We start from the raw sequence: 16,708 nt of genomic DNA on the forward strand, positions 1-16,708 counted from the left end.
AAAGCCTGCGCACGAGCGGATTCGGAATGTTCGTTCCAGAACAGAGCGATGTATCGGTACATGCCTCAAGCCGGTTACAGCACCAGGATGGGCGTCATCCGGCGCAGATTGAAGGGGATGTCGGTCAGGACCTGGTCGCCGTGCTGCAACCAGCAATGCGCTGCGAACGGCTGGGTGCGCACCGCGAACACCCACGCGGGAACGATGCCGTACCGCGACAGGAACTCACGCATGGCCAGGCAGTAGAGGAAGCACTCATCGGTCTTCCTGAAGGCGATCGGTCGCAACCAATCGAACACCCGGACCAGGAGGGCCAGCTGCTGCAGCTCCACCTCGCCCGGCATGGAGGCCTGACCACGCCTGCGGGCTGCCGACACCGTGTAGTTGAAAGGCAGGAACGTCCTGCTGCAGGCCGCGCGCGTGACCGAGGCCAGGAAGCGGCGCACATCGCAGGCCGTGATCGGCGGACATCCTCGGGACTCGCCCTCGCGCACCCAGTGCAGGGGCAACGCGATTTCGGCACTTGCTGCGGATTTGCCACGCAGCGGATCCTGGGTGATCAGGCGCCGATCAAGCAGCGACTGCAGCATCCTCGGCCTCGGCGCTCCATCGGAGGCCAGAGGCCAGTCCTGCACCAGCCCGCCAAGCGCCGCCGCTCCGCGCCGATCGATGGAGAGATAGCTGCCGGAGGCCTGATCAAGAATGACCATTGCGTCACCGGTCACACAGACATGTGCGTGCTTCGAAAGGAAGTAGGTGGTTTCAGGCTGGTCCATCGCGAGCGTGATCTCATGCTGCTGCAGGCATCAGAGCGGTGCATGCGGGGGGCATGCACCGCAGGTCATGCAGGGTGCGATGGATCAGGGCGAGGTGGTCGGGAAGACGCCATCCCACAACGTGCCGTGGTTGTGCGCCTTCGTTTCGGAAACCACCGAGCCCAGCTCGATCAGTTCACTCGGATCTTCGTGATTCTGCTCTCCAGCCACTACGCCCAGCTCAATCAGTTCGTTCATGAACATCTCCTCTAGTCAGTGGATGCACCCACGCGATGCAGCGGATGCACAGCGGCCAGGCCAGCGTCGCCCTGCGTATTTCAGGACGATTGCCGCCAAGGCACGCAAATGCTACGATATAACATATTATTTTGGTGTGATGGCCGACCGTGATCGGACGCCGCTGCAGCGACTCCCAAGAGAGCGAGATGGATGCCCACCGAGATCAATGACGATGGCCTTGATCCCACCCTTCTGCTGAAGGGCCTGTTTCCACTGCCGAAGTTCATCCGCTTCGTCCGGGAGCGTTGCCCACCAGGAAGCTTTGATGAAGCGATGCTGGTGGAGCAGTGGCGGGAAGCCCGCGCCCTGGTGCGTCGCCTTCATCACGACGAAGCAGACCACGCCGATGCCATGGACGTCCTCGACCTGCCCGAAGAAATGCGGCCACTGGCCGAGCAGGCGCTTCGCCAACCCTCGATGCACCGCATGACGAGCATGGTCCCACGCAGTTGGAGGATGGTGGAGATCGACCGGCTGGTGGTCTTCCAGGAGTGCATCAACCTGCGCCACATCGATCAGCTTGCAGCGGCCACGGCCGCGTCACCCGATGCAAGCGAGATCATGGAGCTGGTGGCGCGATGTGGACGCCACACACATCCGGATGTGCGCTTTACCCAGTCCGATGGCATCTACACGTTCGCATCTGCGTCCAACGACCTGCGCTTCCTCGACGTGGCGACGATCGACCCTCGCACCATCGCCGGTTACGAGCCGTTCGGCGCAGCCAGCCACGCCCTTGTCGTCTATCTCGGTTTCAGCGACAACCTGATCAGCGCCACACGCATTGGCCGCCGGATCATCCTGACCAACGGCTCGCACCGGCTGTACCTGCTGCGCAGGCTCGGCTTCCGCCATGCCCCCTGCCTGGTGACCGATGCGTCCGACAGCGATCTGTCCGACGTGTTGCTGCCCGCCGCGGTGAAGCAGGATCGGCCGTTCTATCTGGGCGCTTCGCGACCGCCGATGTTCAAGGACTACCTGGATCCACGCCTGACCTGCACCGTGCCGGTCACCCGCAAGCACTATGCGCTCAGGGCCAAGCTGGATCTGCAGCGGATCACGGTTCCAGCGGTGTAGAAAGGCCGTGGGCATCACGCCCGACGGCGGTAGCCAGCCACATCAGGTCGTCGCCCGCAGAACGCCTTTCAGATACGCGTCGTCGCCATGAACCGTTCGCGGTCCTGCTGCGTGCGGCGGCGGATCTCCTCCAGCGCCTGGCTTTCGGTCGCCTGCAGCATGGCTTCGAACAGGCGCTGGAAGTGATGGCGCATCGCATTGCGTGCGGCCACCGGATCACGCGCACGCAGGGCTTCGAAGATGGCCATGTGCTCGTCGGCACGGCTGGCGCCATCATCGTGGCAGACCCGGGCATAGACCTCGCTCACCCGCGGCAGTTCGCTGCGCATGCGCCAGATCTGCTGCACGAAAAATTCCACCACCGGATTGCCGGAAAGCCGTGCGATGGCCAGGTGGAAACGGCGGTCGTACTCGCCGGCTTCGGCGTCGCTCAGGTCGCGACGGCACAGCGCTTCGGCCAACGCCTGCAATTCGGCAATGCCGGCATCATCCAGATTGCTGGCAGCCAGCGCGGCAGCCTCGGCTTCGAATACCGCGCGGGCAGCGGTGAGGTCGAAGGCGCTGACATCCGGCAGCCCGCCGGACGCCTGCGTCGGGCGCGGCTTCACATGCACGCCCGAACCGATGCGGATGGCGATCCAGCCCTGTGCTTCCAGTGCGATCTCGGCTTCGCGGATGGTGACCCGGCTGACACCGAACCGTTCGGCCAGTTCACGCTCGCCCGGCAGCCGCGAGCCCGGCGGAAATTCGCCGTCCTCGATCAGCTTGCGGAGCTTGGCAGCGATGGTCTGGTAAAGGCGGTTGGCGGACATGCGGCTGACCCTTGGCGATTCCCTCCGGGTCCCTGCCCTGCCACCGCGGCCGGCAAGGGTCCGGTTGGAGCGACGGCGCGACCACTGGCCGCGCCGCCCTGTTCAGAACTTGTATCGTACACCGAAATACGCACGCCGCCCGTAGGTCACCACTTCGCGGAAGTTCCCATAAAGCGGCTGGTAGGCCACGCGCGGCTCGTTGGTCAGGTTCATCAGCTCCAGCGACAGCGACAACTGCTTGTTCACCCGGTAGCGCAGGCGCAGGTCCACGCTGGTGTTGTCATCGTAGTAGCGGTTCTGCTGCGCGGTATTGCCGGTGAAGTCCTGGTAGTAGTGCGAGCGGAACTTGCCGATGGCCTGAATGTTGAAACGTCCGACGTCCCAGTAGATCGAGCCGGACAGGACGTGCCGCGAGAAGCCGCTGAGACCCGCCGGCGGCACGATCGCCGGAATGATCGTGCCATCACTGGCCAGCTGCTCGCCCAGTCGTGAGTCCTGGGTCCGGAAGTCGGCATCGGCGTAGTTGTAGCTGACCTTGAATCCCAGCCCGTCGAACGGCTTGGGCAGGTACGACAGTCGATGGGTGGCGGTCAGCTCGAAGCCGGTCAGCGTGCTGTCCTCGTCGGTGGTTACCTGCTGCCGCACCGGCACAGTCACGCTCTGGCCGTCGATGGTGTAGGTCTCCGGCACCAGCGCGGTGGCGGTGCCGCCGTTGAACTGCTTCCAGTACACCGCGCCGGCCAGCATCGTGTCCGGGTTCGGGTACCACTCCAGTGACAGGTCGCCGTTCCAGGACATCAGCGGCTGTGCCGCCGGGTTGCCACTGGCGCTGATGTCATCCAGCGCATCGGCCAGGTTGCCGTAGGTGGCATCACTGCTCACGTTGATGGTGCGCCCCGCACCCAGCGCGGCGATGTCCGGCCGTGACATCGCGCGGTATGCACCGACCCGCAGCAACACGTCCGGGCGCAGTTCGAAGGCCGCGTTGAGGCTGGGCAGCAGCTTGTCGTTGCCCGCCTTGAACACCTGCGTGCTGTACTCGCCGGTGGGTTGCAGGCGGATCGTCCCGTCACCGTTGTCCTCGATACGCAGGCCGGTACGCACGCCTTCGGAGCGAACATCGGTCTTGACCCAGCGCAGGCCGAGGTTGCCGGTCACCGGCAAACCGAACAGGCTGCTGCTGAACTCACCCAGCAGATAGAGCGCGCGTGTCTTCTCGGTGATATCGACATTGTTCGGATCCTGGAAACCCGGATCCAGCCCGCTGTCGAGGCTGCCACGGAACGACTGGTACAGGCAGTTCGGATCGAAGTACGCCCACGAGGAGATCGTGTTGCCGCTGGCGGCATCCATGAAGTCATCCTGGGGGAATGGTGCACGGCAGGCCTGGTTGGCAGCGATGATCTTCGCCTTGTCGGCCGCCACGCGCTGGTCGTAGTCGGTTACCAGAGTGTTGTCGCGCAGGCGGTAGTCGGCCTGGCTGGCGCGCACGCCGCCCTTGATGCGGGTGAAGAAACCGGACTCGGGCATGAAACTGGCATCGAAGCGGCCGGCCTTGATCTTGTGGTCATTCTCCGTTGCGCTTGAGGTCACCCGCGCCGCCCCGGTGTAGGCGTCCCAGTTGGTGGGGTCGAAGTTCGGCGCCAGCGCGACACTGGGCACTTCGCCGTGCCAGTCCCAGTCATAGTCCACGTAGCCGGTGGCACCACTGCTGATGCCGGGCACGGCGGCATTGTTGACGTCGCGCTGGTTCGCGCGCAGGCGGGTCATGCGCTCGCTATCGAGGCGATTGGTATGCGAGTACGAAAGATCGGTGGACAGCTCCCAGGCCGGGGTCGGTCGCAGGATCAGGTTCAGGCCACCCCCGGTGTATTCCTCGCCACGCCAGTAGCGGTTGGAGGTGGAGTCGATCGAGGTGCTGCCATGCAGGTGGCGCACGATGCCCTCTGCGTCCACGTCGCGTTGGGTGATGCCGCGACGTGCGTTGGACAGGCTCAGATCGCTGCGGTTCTCGTACCAGTTGCGCTCGGTGTGTTCGAAGTCGAGATTCACTTCAACCACGTCATTGGGCCGCCACTGCAGTGCAGCGAACTCGCTCTGGCGGTCGTTGCGCTCCTGCTTGAGCCGGTAGATGCGGCTGCTGGGCACCAGGTAGTAAGGTGCGCCGTTGGCGATGGCCTGCGCGGACACTTCATTGCAGTTGGCATTGCCCACGTTCTGCGTGCCATCGCAGGCATACCAGGTGGAACCGCTGGTGATGCTCTCTTCCGGATCGGTGCCGTCCAGGCTCTGGAAACCCAGCGAAATGCCCAGCTTCTGTCCGTTTCCGAACTCGAACTGGTCGATGTAGCTGGCGGTGCCGCGGTAGCCGATGCCGTCGTCGTCGCGGTACTTCTTGTCATACTCGGCCCAGCTGCCACGCAGATCGATCTGCGCCGCCCGCTTGCCGTACTCCAGTGGGCGCACTGTTTCCAGGCCGATGGTGCCGGCCACGCCGCCTTCGATGATGTCGGCGCGCTGGGTCTTGTAGATGGCGACCGTATTGATCAGCTCGGCGGGGAACATGTTGAAGTTCACCGAGCGGTCGCCACTGCCGTTGGTGATCTCGCGGCCATTGAAGTTGGTGCTGCTGAGGAAGGCGCCCAGGCCACGGATGGAGATTTCCGAGGCCCCGGTCTTGTCGCGGGTCGAGGCGGCGCCGGTCAGGGTCTCGATCGCGTCGGCCAGCGAGGGCGCCGGCAGGTCGCCGATGTCATCGGCCGAGAGCACATCGGCAATGACCGTGTCGTCGCGCTTCTTGTTGATCGAACTCTGCATCGATTCGCGGATGCCGGTGACCTGCACCTGGTCCAGCGTGGTGGGATCCTGCCCTGCTGCCTCCTTGCTGGATTGCGCCTGGGCCGTGGGCAGGCCCGCCAGCACGGCGAGCAGCGCCACGATCAGGGGTGTGGGGGACAACGAGATGCTATGCACTGCTCCGGCGGGTCGCCGCATGGTTTCCTCCTCCCAAAGGATCGCCTGCATGCCAGGCGTGGGACGCAGCTTCGGCACGGCGACATGAAAATGTCAACCAATTGGTATGTGAATGTTCAAATGCCTTTGATCCATACCAGTTGATCGCAATTTAATGTGCTTCTGCAGCATGACTTTGCGCGAAAGCTGGCTTACAACAGACCCGAAAGTGGTATGCAGACCCACCCTGAAACGACGGCCGGGCCGTCCCTGGAAGGATTTCATGCGCATTCACTCGCTGGCACGTCACCCGTCCAACTATCCATCACTGTTTTGCCTGGCCACTGGTCTGGTCATGTGCCTGACCACTTCAGCGGCAAGTGCTACCAGCTGGCTCGTCCACGATGTCGCTGAGTTCACTACCGCCGCCTCGGCGCTGCAGCCCGGCGATGAGATCGTGTTGGCTGACGGCATCTGGACCGACTCCCGGTTGCTGCTGAAGGGCCAGGGCACGGCAGCCGCGCCGATCGTGCTGCGCGCGCAGACCGCCGGCAAGGTCGTGCTCAGCGGGCGCTCGGACCTGCGCCTGGCAGGGAGCTACCTGCAGGTGTCCAACCTGGTGTTCCGCAACGGCTACGCACCGGGTGATGCGGTGGTGGCATTCCGCGAATCGAGCAAGGCCGTCGCCAGCAACAGCCGCGTCACCGGCCTGGTGATCGACGACTACACCAACCCCGATGCCAGCGACCAGGACTACTGGGTTTCCTTCTATGGCAGCCACAACCGCCTCGATCACAGCCAGCTGCGCGGCAAGACCAATGCCGGGCCGACCGTGGTGGTGGTGCGCGATGCCACCCAGGGCCTGGACAACCAGCACCGCATCGACCACAACTGGTTCGGCCCACGCCCAGCGCTGGGCGTCAACGGCGGTGAAACGATTCGCGTCGGCACCAGTGACACCTCACTGAGCAATTCCAACAGCACGGTGGAGAACAACTGGTTCGAAGGCTGCGACGGCGAGACCGAAATCGTCTCCAACAAGTCTGGCGGCAATACCTTCCGCGGCAACGTGTTCTATCGTTCGGCCGGAGCACTGACCCTGCGCCACGGCAATGGCAACCGGGTGATCGACAATGTCTTCCTCGGCGATGACAAGGCCGGCACCGGCGGCGTACGCATCATCAACGCCGACCAGACCGTCAGCAACAACTACTTCGAACGACTGGCCGGGTCCAGCAACCGTTCGGCACTGGCGGTGATGGATGCGCAGGCCAATCCGCCGCTGTCCGGCTATGCGCCGGTGGTGAATGCCACGATCAGCCGCAACACCTTCGTGGACGTGGCGAAGATCAGTTTCGGCGTCGGCCATGATGAGGCGAAGGGCATCGTGGTGGCCGCCAGCAACAGCCGCTTCACCGGCAACCTGATCGTCAACCGCACCAGCAGGAACCCGCCCAATGCCGCCAGTTCGCTGGCCGGTATCGACTTCAGTGGCAACGTGCAGTCGCCGGCAGCCAGCACTGTGTTCCCGGGAGGCGTAGAGAGCCGTGGTGTCAGCCTGCAGCAGGCTGATAGCGGATTGTGGGTTGCCACGCCTGCCCTGCCCGCCGTGGGTGCCGATCCTGCCCTGGCAATGACCGCGCGCGAGGCGACCGGCGTTGCCTGGTATCCCAAGGTGGGCGAAGTTGCCCTGCCACGCACCCGCAATGGAGTTGATCGATGAGGTTGCAGCCGCTGTTCGTTTCCCTGGCTTTGGCCGCCCCCTTCGCCCTGCTGCCGAGCGCATCGCTGTTCGCAGCCCCCACTGCTGCCGTGCGACAGGCCGAGGCCGCGCCGGTGCTGGTCACCGCCGCACAGTGGCAGCAGATGGCCAGCGAAGGCCGCCGCTACCCGTGGTTTTCCAAGGAACAGGCGCGCACCGAGGCGACGCTGAAGAAGATGATGAAAGCCGGTATCGACGTGCCGGTACCCAAGGACAAGGGCGGCGGGCGCACCCATGAACAGCACAAGCGCAACTACCAGGCGCTGCTGGCGGCGGGCACGCTGTACCGGCTGACCGGCGACAGGGCCTACGTGGACTATGCGCGCGACATGCTGCTGCAGTATGCCCAGCTCTACCCGACGCTGGGCCCGCACCCGGAAGGCCGTGGGCAGATCCCCGGGCGCGTGTTCTGGCAGGTGCTCAACGATTCGGTATGGCTGGTCAACGCCATCCAGGGCTACGACGCGATCCGCGACGCGCTGTCCGCCAGCGACCGCAACACCATCGAATCGAAGGTGTTCCGGCCAATGGCCGAGTTCCTCGTCAGCGAGCCGAAGAACTACGACCAGATCCACAACCACGCCACCTGGGCGGTGGCCGCCACCGGCATGACCGGCTACGTGCTGCGCGACCCTGAGCTGGTGGAGAAATCCCTGCGCGGCAGTCGGAAGGACGATCAATTCGGCTTTCTTCGGCAGATCGACCTGCTGTTCTCGCCCGATGGCTACTACGAGGAAGGCCCCTACTACCAGCGCTATGCACTGGCGCCGTTCCTGCTGTTCGCCAATGCCATAGAACGCAACGAACCTCAGCGGAAGATCTTCGCGCGCCGTGACGGCGTGCTGTTGAAGGCCGTGGATGTGCTGGTGCAGTCCAGTTACAACGGCTTGTTCTTCCCGATCAACGACGCCATCCTGGACAAAGGCATCGACACCGAAGAGCTGGTGGCCGGCATCGGCATTGCCTATGCGCGTACCGGTGATGACCGCCTGCTGTCCGTGGCCCAGCAGCAGAAGCGCCTGCTGCTTTCGCCCGAAGGGCTGGAGGTGGCGCAGGCGCTGGCGGCGAACAAGGCCAAACCTTTCGACTACAGGCCGATGCTGCTGCGCGACGGCCCTGACGGCGACCGCGGCGGCTTGGCCATTCTGCGCATGAACGGCGAGCGCGGCCAGGCGCTGGTGCAGAAGGACACCATGCAGGGCATGGGCCACGGCCACTTCGACAAGCTCAATTGGCTGTTCTACGACAATGGCAATCCAGTGGTGACCGACTACGGCGCGGCCCGCTTCCTCAACGTGGAAGCCAAGCGCGGCGGCATCTACCTGGCTGAGAACCGCAGCTGGGCCAAGCAGACCGTGGCTCACAACACCCTGGTGGTGGACGAGCAAAGCCACTTCAAGGGCGACTGGAAACGCGGCGAGGAACACGCGCCGCAGGTGCGCTTCTTCCAGGCCGATGCCGATACCCAGGTCGCCTCGGCAACCATGCGCGATGCGTATCCAGGCGTGATCTTCACCCGCACCCAGGCGCTGCTGCGCCACCCCGACCTGGGTCTGCCAGTGGTGCTGGATCTGTTGCAGGTGCACGGTAACAAGGCCGCGCGCTACGACCTGCCGCTGCACTTCAACGGTCACATCGTCACCACCGGCTTCGAGGCCGAACACTTCCCCGCCCAGCGCCCGGTGCTGGGCAAGGACAACGGCTACCAGCACCTGTGGCTGGATGCACGCAGCAAACCCGGCAGCGAACCGCGTTCGCTGGCCTGGCTGCTGGACGGCCGCTTCTACACCTACCGCTTCGGCAGCAGCGCACCCGCGCAGGCGCTGCTGGTGGAAAGCGGTGCCAACGACCCGGAATTCAACCTGCGCCGCGAACCGGCCCTGCTGCAGCGCGTGGAAGGCCAGAAGGACGTGACCTTCTTCAGCGTGCTGGAGCCGCACGGCGAGTACAACGGCACCGCCGAGTACGTGCACGGCGCCGACAGCCGCATCAAGGACATCGTGCGCACCCGTGGCAGCGATGCCGAGGTGATCGAACTGCGCCTTGCCAGTGGAGCCCGCATCGCGCTGGGCGTGGCCGATGACAGCAGCGCCAAGGGCGAGCACAGCGTGACCGTCGACGGGCATGCCTACGGCTGGAGCGGCAGCCACGCGCGCATGGACCGCAGCAAGGATGACGCGAAATGAACGGCCCTGCGGTGGTGGCCAACCTGCGCAAGGTGCCGGTGCGTTCAACAGTGCGCTGGCTGATCGTGGGCCTGATCGCCGTGGCTACGGTCATCAACTACATCGACCGCAACGCACTGGCGGTGATGTGGCCGGAAATCGCCAAGGAAGTGGGCGCGACCAAGGATGACTACGCGCTGCTGGTGACGGTGTTCATGCTGTTCTATGCCGCCGGCCAGTTCCTGTTCGGGCGCCTGTTCGACATGATCGGAACGCGCCTGGGTTTCGCTCTGTCGATCAGCGTGTGGTCGATCTCCATCGCCCTGCATTCGGTCACCCATTCGATGCTGTCCTTCAGCCTGGTGCGGGCGATGCTCGGCATCAGCGAGGCCGGTGCCTGGCCAGGCGCGGTCAAGGCCAATGCCGAGTGGTTCCCGGCACGCGAGCGCGCATTGGCGCAGGGCGTGTTCAACGCAGGTGCGTCGATCGGCGCGATTGTCTCCGCACCGGCCATCGCCGGCCTGTACCTATGGCTGGGCTGGCGCGGCACCTTCGTGCTGGTCGGTGCGATCGGCTTCCTGTGGCTGCTGCCATGGCTGTTTGTCTACCGCGCCGGGCCGGACAAGCATCCGTGGGTGAGCGATGCCGAGCGCCGGTTGATCCAGGAAGACCAAGCCGGGCAGCAGGCAGAGGTGGCACCGAAGGCCAGCGTTCGTGAGCTGCTGGCCCATCGGCAGAGCTGGGGCATGCTCGCCTGCCGCTTCCTGCTGGACCCGATCTGGTGGTTGTTCGTGTCCTGGCTGCCGATCTACCTGGCCGAAACCTTCGGCTTCGACATCAAGCAGATCGGCCTGTTCGCCTGGGTGCCGTTTGTCGGCGCGATGCTGGGCAGCCTCAGCGGCGGCTGGCTGTCCGGGCGGATGATCCGTGCCGGGCACAGCGTGGACCGCGCCCGCAAGCTGGCCATCACGCTGGGCTGCGTGATCATGGCCCCTGCCCTGCTGGCTGCCGTGCTGGCCAACCAGCCGCTACTGGCGGTGCTGGCGATCGCCGCCGTGCTGTTCGGCTTCCAGGTGGCCATCGGCAACATCCAGACCCTCCCCGGCGATCTGTTCGACGGCCGCTCGGTGGGCACGCTGGCGGGCCTGGGGGGCCTGGCCGCCGTGGCCGGCACCTTGATCACCACCTGGCTGGTGCCGGTGCTGACCCGCCATTCCTACGCCCCGATCTTCATCCTCGTTGCCGCGCTGGTGCCGCTGTCGCTGGCCGCGCTGTGGTGGTGGACCGGGCCTATCCAGAAGCTCGACCGCCGCGCCGGTTGAGCCTGGGTCTCCTTCTTTTCCAAGTACATCCATTCCCCCGCAAACCAAGGAGTTTTCCGCATGTCGTTCCAGGACAAGGTGGCCATTGTCACCGGCGGTGGCCGCGATATCGGTCGCGCCGTTTCGATCAAACTGGCTGCCGCCGGTGCACGCGTCTGCATCAACTACGCCAATGATGAAGCCAGTGCCCAGGAAACGCTGGCGCAGATCCAGGCGGCCGGTGGCCAGGCCATCGTGCATCGCGCCGACGTCACCGATGCCGCTGCCGTCGCCGGCCTGGTCGCTGCGGCACAGGCCGCGTTCGGTGAGCGCATCGACCTGCTGGTGAACGTGGCCGGTGGCATGGTGCAGCGTCGCCCGCTGGCCGAGATCGACCCGGCGTTCTTCCACAAGGTGATGGACCTCAACATCACCTCCACCTATCTCACCACGCACGCGGTGGTGCCGCACATGCGCGAAGGCGCGGCCATCGTCAATTTCGCCTCGCAGGCCGGTCGTGATGGCGGCGGCCCGGGCGCATCGATCTACGCCACCGCCAAGGCGGCGGTGATGACCTTCACCCGCGCCATGGCCAAGGAGCTGGGGCCGAAGGGTATCCGCGTGAACGCACTGTGCTGCGGCATGATCGCCACCCGCTTCCACGACGAGTTCACCAAGCCGGAAGTGCGCACGGCCGTTGCCGGCGCCACCCCGCTGCGCCGCCAAGGTGCGCCGGACGAAGCCGCTGACGCTGCTGTATTCCTGGCCTCGGATGCGGCGGCGTTCATCACCGGTGCGAATCTGGACGTCAACGGCGGCACCTACTTCTCCTGACTGGAATCCTGCTCATGCAGCGCTGGACGCTCCTGCTTTCATTGACGATCTGTTCCGCCGCGACCGCGCCTGCCGCTTTGGCTGCACCGGTCTGGGTCACCGCCTGGACCGCCTCGCCGGCACCTGACCGCAAGGATGGCACCGCCGAGGCACCCGTACAGTTCGCCGCACAGACCGTGCGCCAGGACATGCGTATCGGCAGCCGTGGCGATGCGCTGCGGCTGCGCATCAGCAACGAGCTCGGCACGGTGCCCTTGCGGGTCGAGGACCTTCGCGTGGGAGTCAAGAACGGCAAGGCCGCACCGCTGCCGGTAACTGTGGATGGCCGCGCGGTCATCGAGGTGCCGGTGGGTGCAGCGCTGCTGAGCGATCCGGTGCGGATGCCGGTGGCGGCGCTGCAGGAAATCAGCGTGAGTGCCTATTTCCCGCAGCCCACCCGTCCCGCCGTGCGCCGCACCGAGCTGCGGGTAGCGGACGGCAGGCAGGCAACCGTTGCCGACAGCGTGCGGCTGAGCTACCAGCAGAACGTGTTCTCGGCGGTGATGGTGCAGCGCGCAGATCGTCCCCAGGTGATCGTGGCGCTGGGCGATTCCATCACGGAAGGTGCCACAGCCCGTCGCGGGACCTTCAACCAGTGGCCGGAGCGGTTGGCGCAGCGCCTGCAGCAGGCCTGCCCGAACCGGTTCGTGGTGCTCAACCAGGGCATCAGCGGCAACAAGCTGCTTGACCATGGCCGCAGCCACAGCGCCCTGTCACGATTGGATCGCGATGTGATCGCGGCGGCCGATGCCGATCAGGTGATCCTGTTCGAAGGCATCAATGACATCCGCCACGGTGGTGGCGCGCAGCCGCTGCCTGGCCGCAACGCGGCGGACATGCTGATGGGCTATCAGCAGGTTGCGGCGCGGCTGCATGCGCATGGCATCCGCGCCTGGCTGGGTACGTTGACCCCATTCGGCGGCTCCGAGCGCTATGAGCCCGTGTCCGCAGCCACCCGCACCACGATCAACCAGTGGGCACGCGGTGGGCAGACCGGGTTCGATGGCATCATCGATTTCGATGCCGCCCTGCGTGATCCGAAAGCGGCGGAATCGTTGCCCAACGAGATCACCCGCGACCATCTGCATCCCAACGACGAAGGCTACCGGCGCATGGCCGATGCCATCGATCTGCGCATGCTGGGCTGCGCCACCGCCGACTGAGAGGGAACCGATGAGCCGCGTCGTTTGTTTCGGTGAGTTGCTGCTGCGCCTGGGTGCGCCGGGTCGTGAACTGCTGCTGCAGACGCCGCAGCTGCAGGTCCATGTAGGAGGCGCCGAGGCCAATGTTGCGGTCTCGCTGGCCTGCCTGGGCCACGATGTGCAGATGGTCAGCACGGTACCCGGCAACGCGCTGGGCCGGCATGCCGTGGCCGAGCTGCGGCGGCATGGCGTAGGCGTGGCCGGCGTGCGCGAAGTGGATCGCGACCGCATGGGCCTGTACTTCCTGGCGCCCGGTGCGGTGCACCGCGCCAGTGAAGTGGTGTATGACCGGGCGGGGTCTGCATTCGCAAACAGCAGCGCCGAGGATCATGCGTGGCCCGCTCTACTGTCCGGCGCGCAGCTGCTGCATGTCTCCGGCATCAGCCCGGCGCTGGGCGACAACGTGGCCGGGTCCGTGCTGGGGGCCGTGCGTGCGGCGCGCGCGGCGCGCGTCCAGGTGTCCTTCGACGGCAATTACCGTCCCTCACTGTGGCGACGTTGGGGCGGCGACGCCGGGGCGATCCTGCGCGAAGTCTTCGCCGAGGCCGACATTGTCTTTGCCGATCATCGGGACATCGAACTGGTGCTGGGGCTGCACTTTCCGCAGGACGATGCCGTCGCCCGAACCGAAGCCGCTGCGGCCGCCGCCTTTGCCGCATTCCCGCATCTGCAGTGGTTGGCGTGCACCCAGCGCGATGTGGTGAGCGCAGACCATCACATCCTGGGCGCGCTGCTGCTCGGCCGCGACGGCTCGCGGGCGCAGGCACCACCGCGCCCGCTCCCCGGTATCGTTGATCGCATCGGGGGCGGCGATGCCTTTGCCGCCGGCATCCTGCACGGAATGCTGTCCGGGCTCGACGCAGAAAGCACAGTGCGCTTCGGACTGGCTGCGGGCGCGTTGAAGCACGCCATTCCCGGTGACTTCAGCCCGGTAGCTGAGGCGCAGGTGCTGGCCCTGCTGGGCGATGGAGGTGCGGATGTCCAGCGCTGAATGCCGAAGGCGCGTGGTCACCCCGCCGGGGTGGCGACGAAGCGACGGTTGGGACGCAGATAGATGCTGCCGGAACGGGCATCCAGCAGGATATTGAACTGCTGCAGGACTTCGCTGCCAAGCGTCCCGTCGTCCGTGGAGCCATCGTCATCGACGGTGATCGAGGCTTTCGGCCCCTTCAGTTGCAGGGTCGAGATGCTGGCCACGGGCACGCGCACGTCCACCGCGCGGATCTTCCGGCCCGCGCTGCCGCTGAACTGTGATGTTCCAAGTCGTTCCGGAAACGCTTCCTGCAGGCGGTGGGCGCTGCCGAAGGCGTAGGACAGGTCGATGTTGCCGTTGCTGCCGGTGTCCAGGGTAAGCCAGGGTGCGAAAGTGCTGCTGCCGTTGCCGAGCGTGACCTGGATGGCTGGGATATTGTCGATCCAGCGCACGTTGGCCCGGATATACCCGGCAAGGTCGGGAACATCGTCGTGCACGCGCAGCAGGCTGCGGTCGTAGTCGATCTCCAGCACCTTGCCCTGGAAGAAGGTCCAGCCCAGTACTGCATCGAAGGGGCGCCCCGTGTAGTCGATCACCACGGCCCCCATCGGTCGCTGCACGCCGCCGATCTGCACGGCGTTGTGCGTGCTGTAGTCGAGAAGCGTGACGCCATCGGAACCGGTGTTCTCACTCTGGTCGTCAATGACCAGCTTCGCGTCCTGCTGGATGCGCCTGGCAACGGCGATGGCCGACGCGCCTGTATCGACGAGAAAGCGCAGTGGTCGCGAGCCGTTGATCGTACCCTCCACGTAGATCCGGTGATCCTTGCCCAGCTCGAACGGAACTTCGGTGACCGCAGCACCTGCTGCGAAAGGCACCAGCATGATCAACATCGCGCATTGAAGCGCAGTACGAGGCAGTTCGCACATCCGAGGGCTCCTTCGGTCAGTAGAGCTGCAGCAGCGGTTGCCGGGCTCATTGCGGGTTGGATGCAGCTGCCGGTGAAAAGGTTTAATGCGCCGGAACTGCTTCACCGGTACGCCACCAGGACGGGATCATCGTCCGGAGATCCACGCCTCAAGTGCTGCGGTGTCCCGCATGTCGCCGGTATAGCGATGATCGGGCACGTGTGGTTCGTTCGAACCACGCACCCGCCCCCGGAACACCTTCATCGGCACCGAAATCCTGGCCAGCCCGCTTGGCAGCCGCTCTGGCCGCACGTCCATGTAGAGACTGTCGGCCGATGTTTCGACGCCCACCTGCACCGCGCCCAACCGCTTCCACAGGTCCAGCGCATCCAGGCAGGCCGAACCACAGGCGGCATCAGCCACGATCACCACCCTGCCCTTGCGCAGCGGTGCGGCCGGGCCTGAGGTTGGTGCTGTATCTGCGCTGGCCTCGGATGGCTCGCGCCACAATGCCTCACCCCGGCCGCGTGCCTGTGCCATGCCCGCCGTCACCGACTCCAGCATACGACGCAGCTCTGGCGACGCGTCGGGCGCCTGCACCAGCTTCTGCAGGAAGCTGCGCAACTGGGCGATGTTGGCCTCGGAGGTCCGCCACTCCACCCAGCTGGGGTCGGGCAGCACGTCCACGGCGGCCCGGCCCCAGATCAATCGCGCCAGTTCGATGCTCCATTGCGAAGCTCCGCCGCTGTTGCCGCGCAGGTCCAGCACCACCGACGGTGCCTGCTGCAGTGCTTCGGCTTTCGGAGCAAGCTGCTCAAGCAGGGCGGTCAGTTCCTTGAAGTTCTGCTCCGTGGGGTCGGCATTGAAGCTGCTGGTGGTGATCCAGTAGCCGCCATCGGGCATGATGTGCCAGCCGTTGGCCGGGCGGAAGCTGCGCCGGGTATCGGCCAGACGCTCCTTGCGCTGTGCCGCCTGCAGTGGCTGCCACTGCAGTGTGTAGGATTTCTCGTGTCCATCCACCTGGAAAACGCAGGTGCGCAGCGTGGGCACGAACGGATTGCCCTGATCCAGCAGCACTTCGCCACCGCCGTGGATGCGGCTGGCCTGCAGGTTCCAGCGCCCGCTGAAGTCCCCGATCCGGCGCGCAGCCAGCGTCTGTGCATCGATGCCATCACAGGACAGCAATCGCGCCCCAAGTGGCGGATGGCCATGGCCACCATCCACGGTCATGACCAACTGCGCATCGCCGTCGAAACCGGTCAGGAACCCGGGCCATTGCGTTGGAACATCGGGAGCGTCGGCAAGCGCGTTGAGGCTGACATGCCCATCGTTGAAGAACGCCGCATAGCCTTTCATCGCCCACCAGTAGCCCTGGTAGTTGGTGACCCGACCTGCACGCGAACGTGCAAGCGCCTGGGCCTCGTCGAGCTGCGCGCCGAACCCGGGATTCCGCAGATCCACTGCGCCCGGATGACTGCCACGCAGGGCGGCGTCGGCAGCGTCCAGATCCTTCAACAGCGTGTCCGGCCAATCGATCGGCGCACCTTTCGCGGTGGGTGCCGCGAGCACCGCACCGAGCAGCAGCCATGCAATGACCATGGATTCATCCGTTTGCCGGGACAAACACG

Annotated in this window: 13 protein-coding genes; 7 read left to right on the forward strand and 6 right to left on the reverse strand. The window is 65.4% G+C overall.

What is annotated here, in order from left to right:
- Positions 1-74 precede the first annotated feature (74 nt).
- A complete protein-coding gene (locus tag AC5P6E_RS05815) occupies positions 75-776 on the reverse strand; it encodes a lasso peptide biosynthesis B2 protein (RefSeq protein WP_029550668.1) in 702 nt (233 codons plus the stop codon).
- A gap of 84 nt (positions 777-860) precedes the next feature.
- The gene (locus AC5P6E_RS05820) at positions 861-1,013 is read right to left on the reverse strand and encodes a hypothetical protein (protein WP_162257677.1); all 153 of its coding nucleotides are present in this window, start codon (positions 1,011-1,013) and stop codon (positions 861-863) included.
- Between the two features lie 192 nt (positions 1,014-1,205).
- On the opposite strand from AC5P6E_RS05820, the gene AC5P6E_RS05825 reads away from it, so the two are divergent.
- Positions 1,206-2,132, forward strand: a complete 927-nt coding sequence (locus tag AC5P6E_RS05825; protein ID WP_019336534.1) for a hypothetical protein — start codon at positions 1,206-1,208, stop codon at positions 2,130-2,132.
- A gap of 68 nt (positions 2,133-2,200) precedes the next feature.
- Here AC5P6E_RS05825 and AC5P6E_RS05830 read toward each other — a convergent pair whose 3' ends face one another.
- The gene (locus AC5P6E_RS05830; RefSeq protein ID WP_019336533.1) at positions 2,201-2,944 is read right to left on the reverse strand and encodes a FadR/GntR family transcriptional regulator; all 744 of its coding nucleotides are present in this window, start codon (positions 2,942-2,944) and stop codon (positions 2,201-2,203) included.
- Positions 2,945-3,046: 102 nt separating this feature from the next.
- Positions 3,047-5,938 (reverse strand): TonB-dependent receptor, encoded by a 2,892-nt coding sequence (locus tag AC5P6E_RS05835; RefSeq protein WP_050815675.1) that lies wholly within the window; start codon positions 5,936-5,938, stop codon positions 3,047-3,049.
- Positions 5,939-6,179: 241 nt separating this feature from the next.
- Here AC5P6E_RS05835 and AC5P6E_RS05840 point away from each other — a divergent pair, with 241 nt between their 5' ends.
- From AC5P6E_RS05840 to AC5P6E_RS05865, 6 genes are read left to right on the forward strand one after another with little or no spacing between them, the layout of a single operon-like run.
- Complete coding sequence (locus tag AC5P6E_RS05840; RefSeq protein WP_019336531.1) at positions 6,180-7,619, forward strand: chondroitinase-B domain-containing protein; 1,440 nt, start codon at positions 6,180-6,182, stop codon at positions 7,617-7,619.
- Positions 7,616-9,844: an oligoalginate lyase gene (locus AC5P6E_RS05845; RefSeq protein WP_019336530.1), complete on the forward strand. Its 2,229-nt coding sequence runs from the start codon at positions 7,616-7,618 to the stop codon at positions 9,842-9,844. The genes AC5P6E_RS05840 and AC5P6E_RS05845 overlap by 4 nt, the downstream gene beginning before the upstream one ends.
- Complete coding sequence (locus AC5P6E_RS05850) at positions 9,841-11,145, forward strand: MFS transporter (RefSeq protein ID WP_019336529.1); 1,305 nt, start codon at positions 9,841-9,843, stop codon at positions 11,143-11,145. The genes AC5P6E_RS05845 and AC5P6E_RS05850 overlap by 4 nt, the downstream gene beginning before the upstream one ends.
- A 60-nt stretch (positions 11,146-11,205) precedes the next feature.
- Positions 11,206-11,958 (forward strand): SDR family NAD(P)-dependent oxidoreductase, encoded by a 753-nt coding sequence (locus AC5P6E_RS05855; protein ID WP_019336528.1) that lies wholly within the window; start codon positions 11,206-11,208, stop codon positions 11,956-11,958.
- Positions 11,959-11,972: 14 nt separating this feature from the next.
- Positions 11,973-13,160: a GDSL-type esterase/lipase family protein gene (locus tag AC5P6E_RS05860; RefSeq protein ID WP_019336527.1), complete on the forward strand. Its 1,188-nt coding sequence runs from the start codon at positions 11,973-11,975 to the stop codon at positions 13,158-13,160.
- Positions 13,161-13,170: 10 nt separating this feature from the next.
- Positions 13,171-14,190, forward strand: a complete 1,020-nt coding sequence (locus AC5P6E_RS05865; RefSeq protein ID WP_019336526.1) for a sugar kinase — start codon at positions 13,171-13,173, stop codon at positions 14,188-14,190.
- Between the two features lie 17 nt (positions 14,191-14,207).
- Here AC5P6E_RS05865 and AC5P6E_RS05870 read toward each other — a convergent pair whose 3' ends face one another.
- Positions 14,208-15,065 carry an aspartyl protease family protein gene (locus tag AC5P6E_RS05870; protein WP_019336525.1) on the reverse strand — a complete coding sequence of 286 codons (858 nt, stop codon included), beginning with the start codon at positions 15,063-15,065 and terminating at the stop codon, positions 14,208-14,210.
- Positions 15,066-15,227: 162 nt separating this feature from the next.
- Positions 15,228-16,679, reverse strand: a complete 1,452-nt coding sequence (locus AC5P6E_RS05875) for a S41 family peptidase (protein WP_019336524.1) — start codon at positions 16,677-16,679, stop codon at positions 15,228-15,230.
- Between the last annotated feature and the right edge of the window lie 29 nt (positions 16,680-16,708).

It is taken from the genome of Stenotrophomonas sp. YJH_SMC_16 (assembly GCF_059367875.1).

Excerpts from the sequence above, each read along its gene's own strand:
- AC5P6E_RS05815 (WP_029550668.1), bottom strand. The coding sequence starts at position 776 with ATGGACCAGCCTGAAACCACCTACTTCCTTTCGAAGCACGCACATGTC.
- AC5P6E_RS05820 (WP_162257677.1), bottom strand. The coding sequence starts at position 1,013 with ATGAACGAACTGATTGAGCTGGGCGTAGTGGCTGGAGAGCAGAATCAC.
- AC5P6E_RS05825 (WP_019336534.1), top strand. The coding sequence starts at position 1,206 with ATGCCCACCGAGATCAATGACGATGGCCTTGATCCCACCCTTCTGCTG.
- AC5P6E_RS05830 (WP_019336533.1), bottom strand. The coding sequence starts at position 2,944 with ATGTCCGCCAACCGCCTTTACCAGACCATCGCTGCCAAGCTCCGCAAG.
- AC5P6E_RS05835 (WP_050815675.1), bottom strand. The coding sequence starts at position 5,938 with ATGCGGCGACCCGCCGGAGCAGTGCATAGCATCTCGTTGTCCCCCACA.
- AC5P6E_RS05840 (WP_019336531.1), top strand. The coding sequence starts at position 6,180 with ATGCGCATTCACTCGCTGGCACGTCACCCGTCCAACTATCCATCACTG.
- AC5P6E_RS05845 (WP_019336530.1), top strand. The coding sequence starts at position 7,616 with ATGAGGTTGCAGCCGCTGTTCGTTTCCCTGGCTTTGGCCGCCCCCTTC.
- AC5P6E_RS05850 (WP_019336529.1), top strand. The coding sequence starts at position 9,841 with ATGAACGGCCCTGCGGTGGTGGCCAACCTGCGCAAGGTGCCGGTGCGT.
- AC5P6E_RS05855 (WP_019336528.1), top strand. The coding sequence starts at position 11,206 with ATGTCGTTCCAGGACAAGGTGGCCATTGTCACCGGCGGTGGCCGCGAT.
- AC5P6E_RS05860 (WP_019336527.1), top strand. The coding sequence starts at position 11,973 with ATGCAGCGCTGGACGCTCCTGCTTTCATTGACGATCTGTTCCGCCGCG.
- AC5P6E_RS05865 (WP_019336526.1), top strand. The coding sequence starts at position 13,171 with ATGAGCCGCGTCGTTTGTTTCGGTGAGTTGCTGCTGCGCCTGGGTGCG.
- AC5P6E_RS05870 (WP_019336525.1), bottom strand. The coding sequence starts at position 15,065 with ATGTTGATCATGCTGGTGCCTTTCGCAGCAGGTGCTGCGGTCACCGAA.
- AC5P6E_RS05875 (WP_019336524.1), bottom strand. The coding sequence starts at position 16,679 with ATGGTCATTGCATGGCTGCTGCTCGGTGCGGTGCTCGCGGCACCCACC.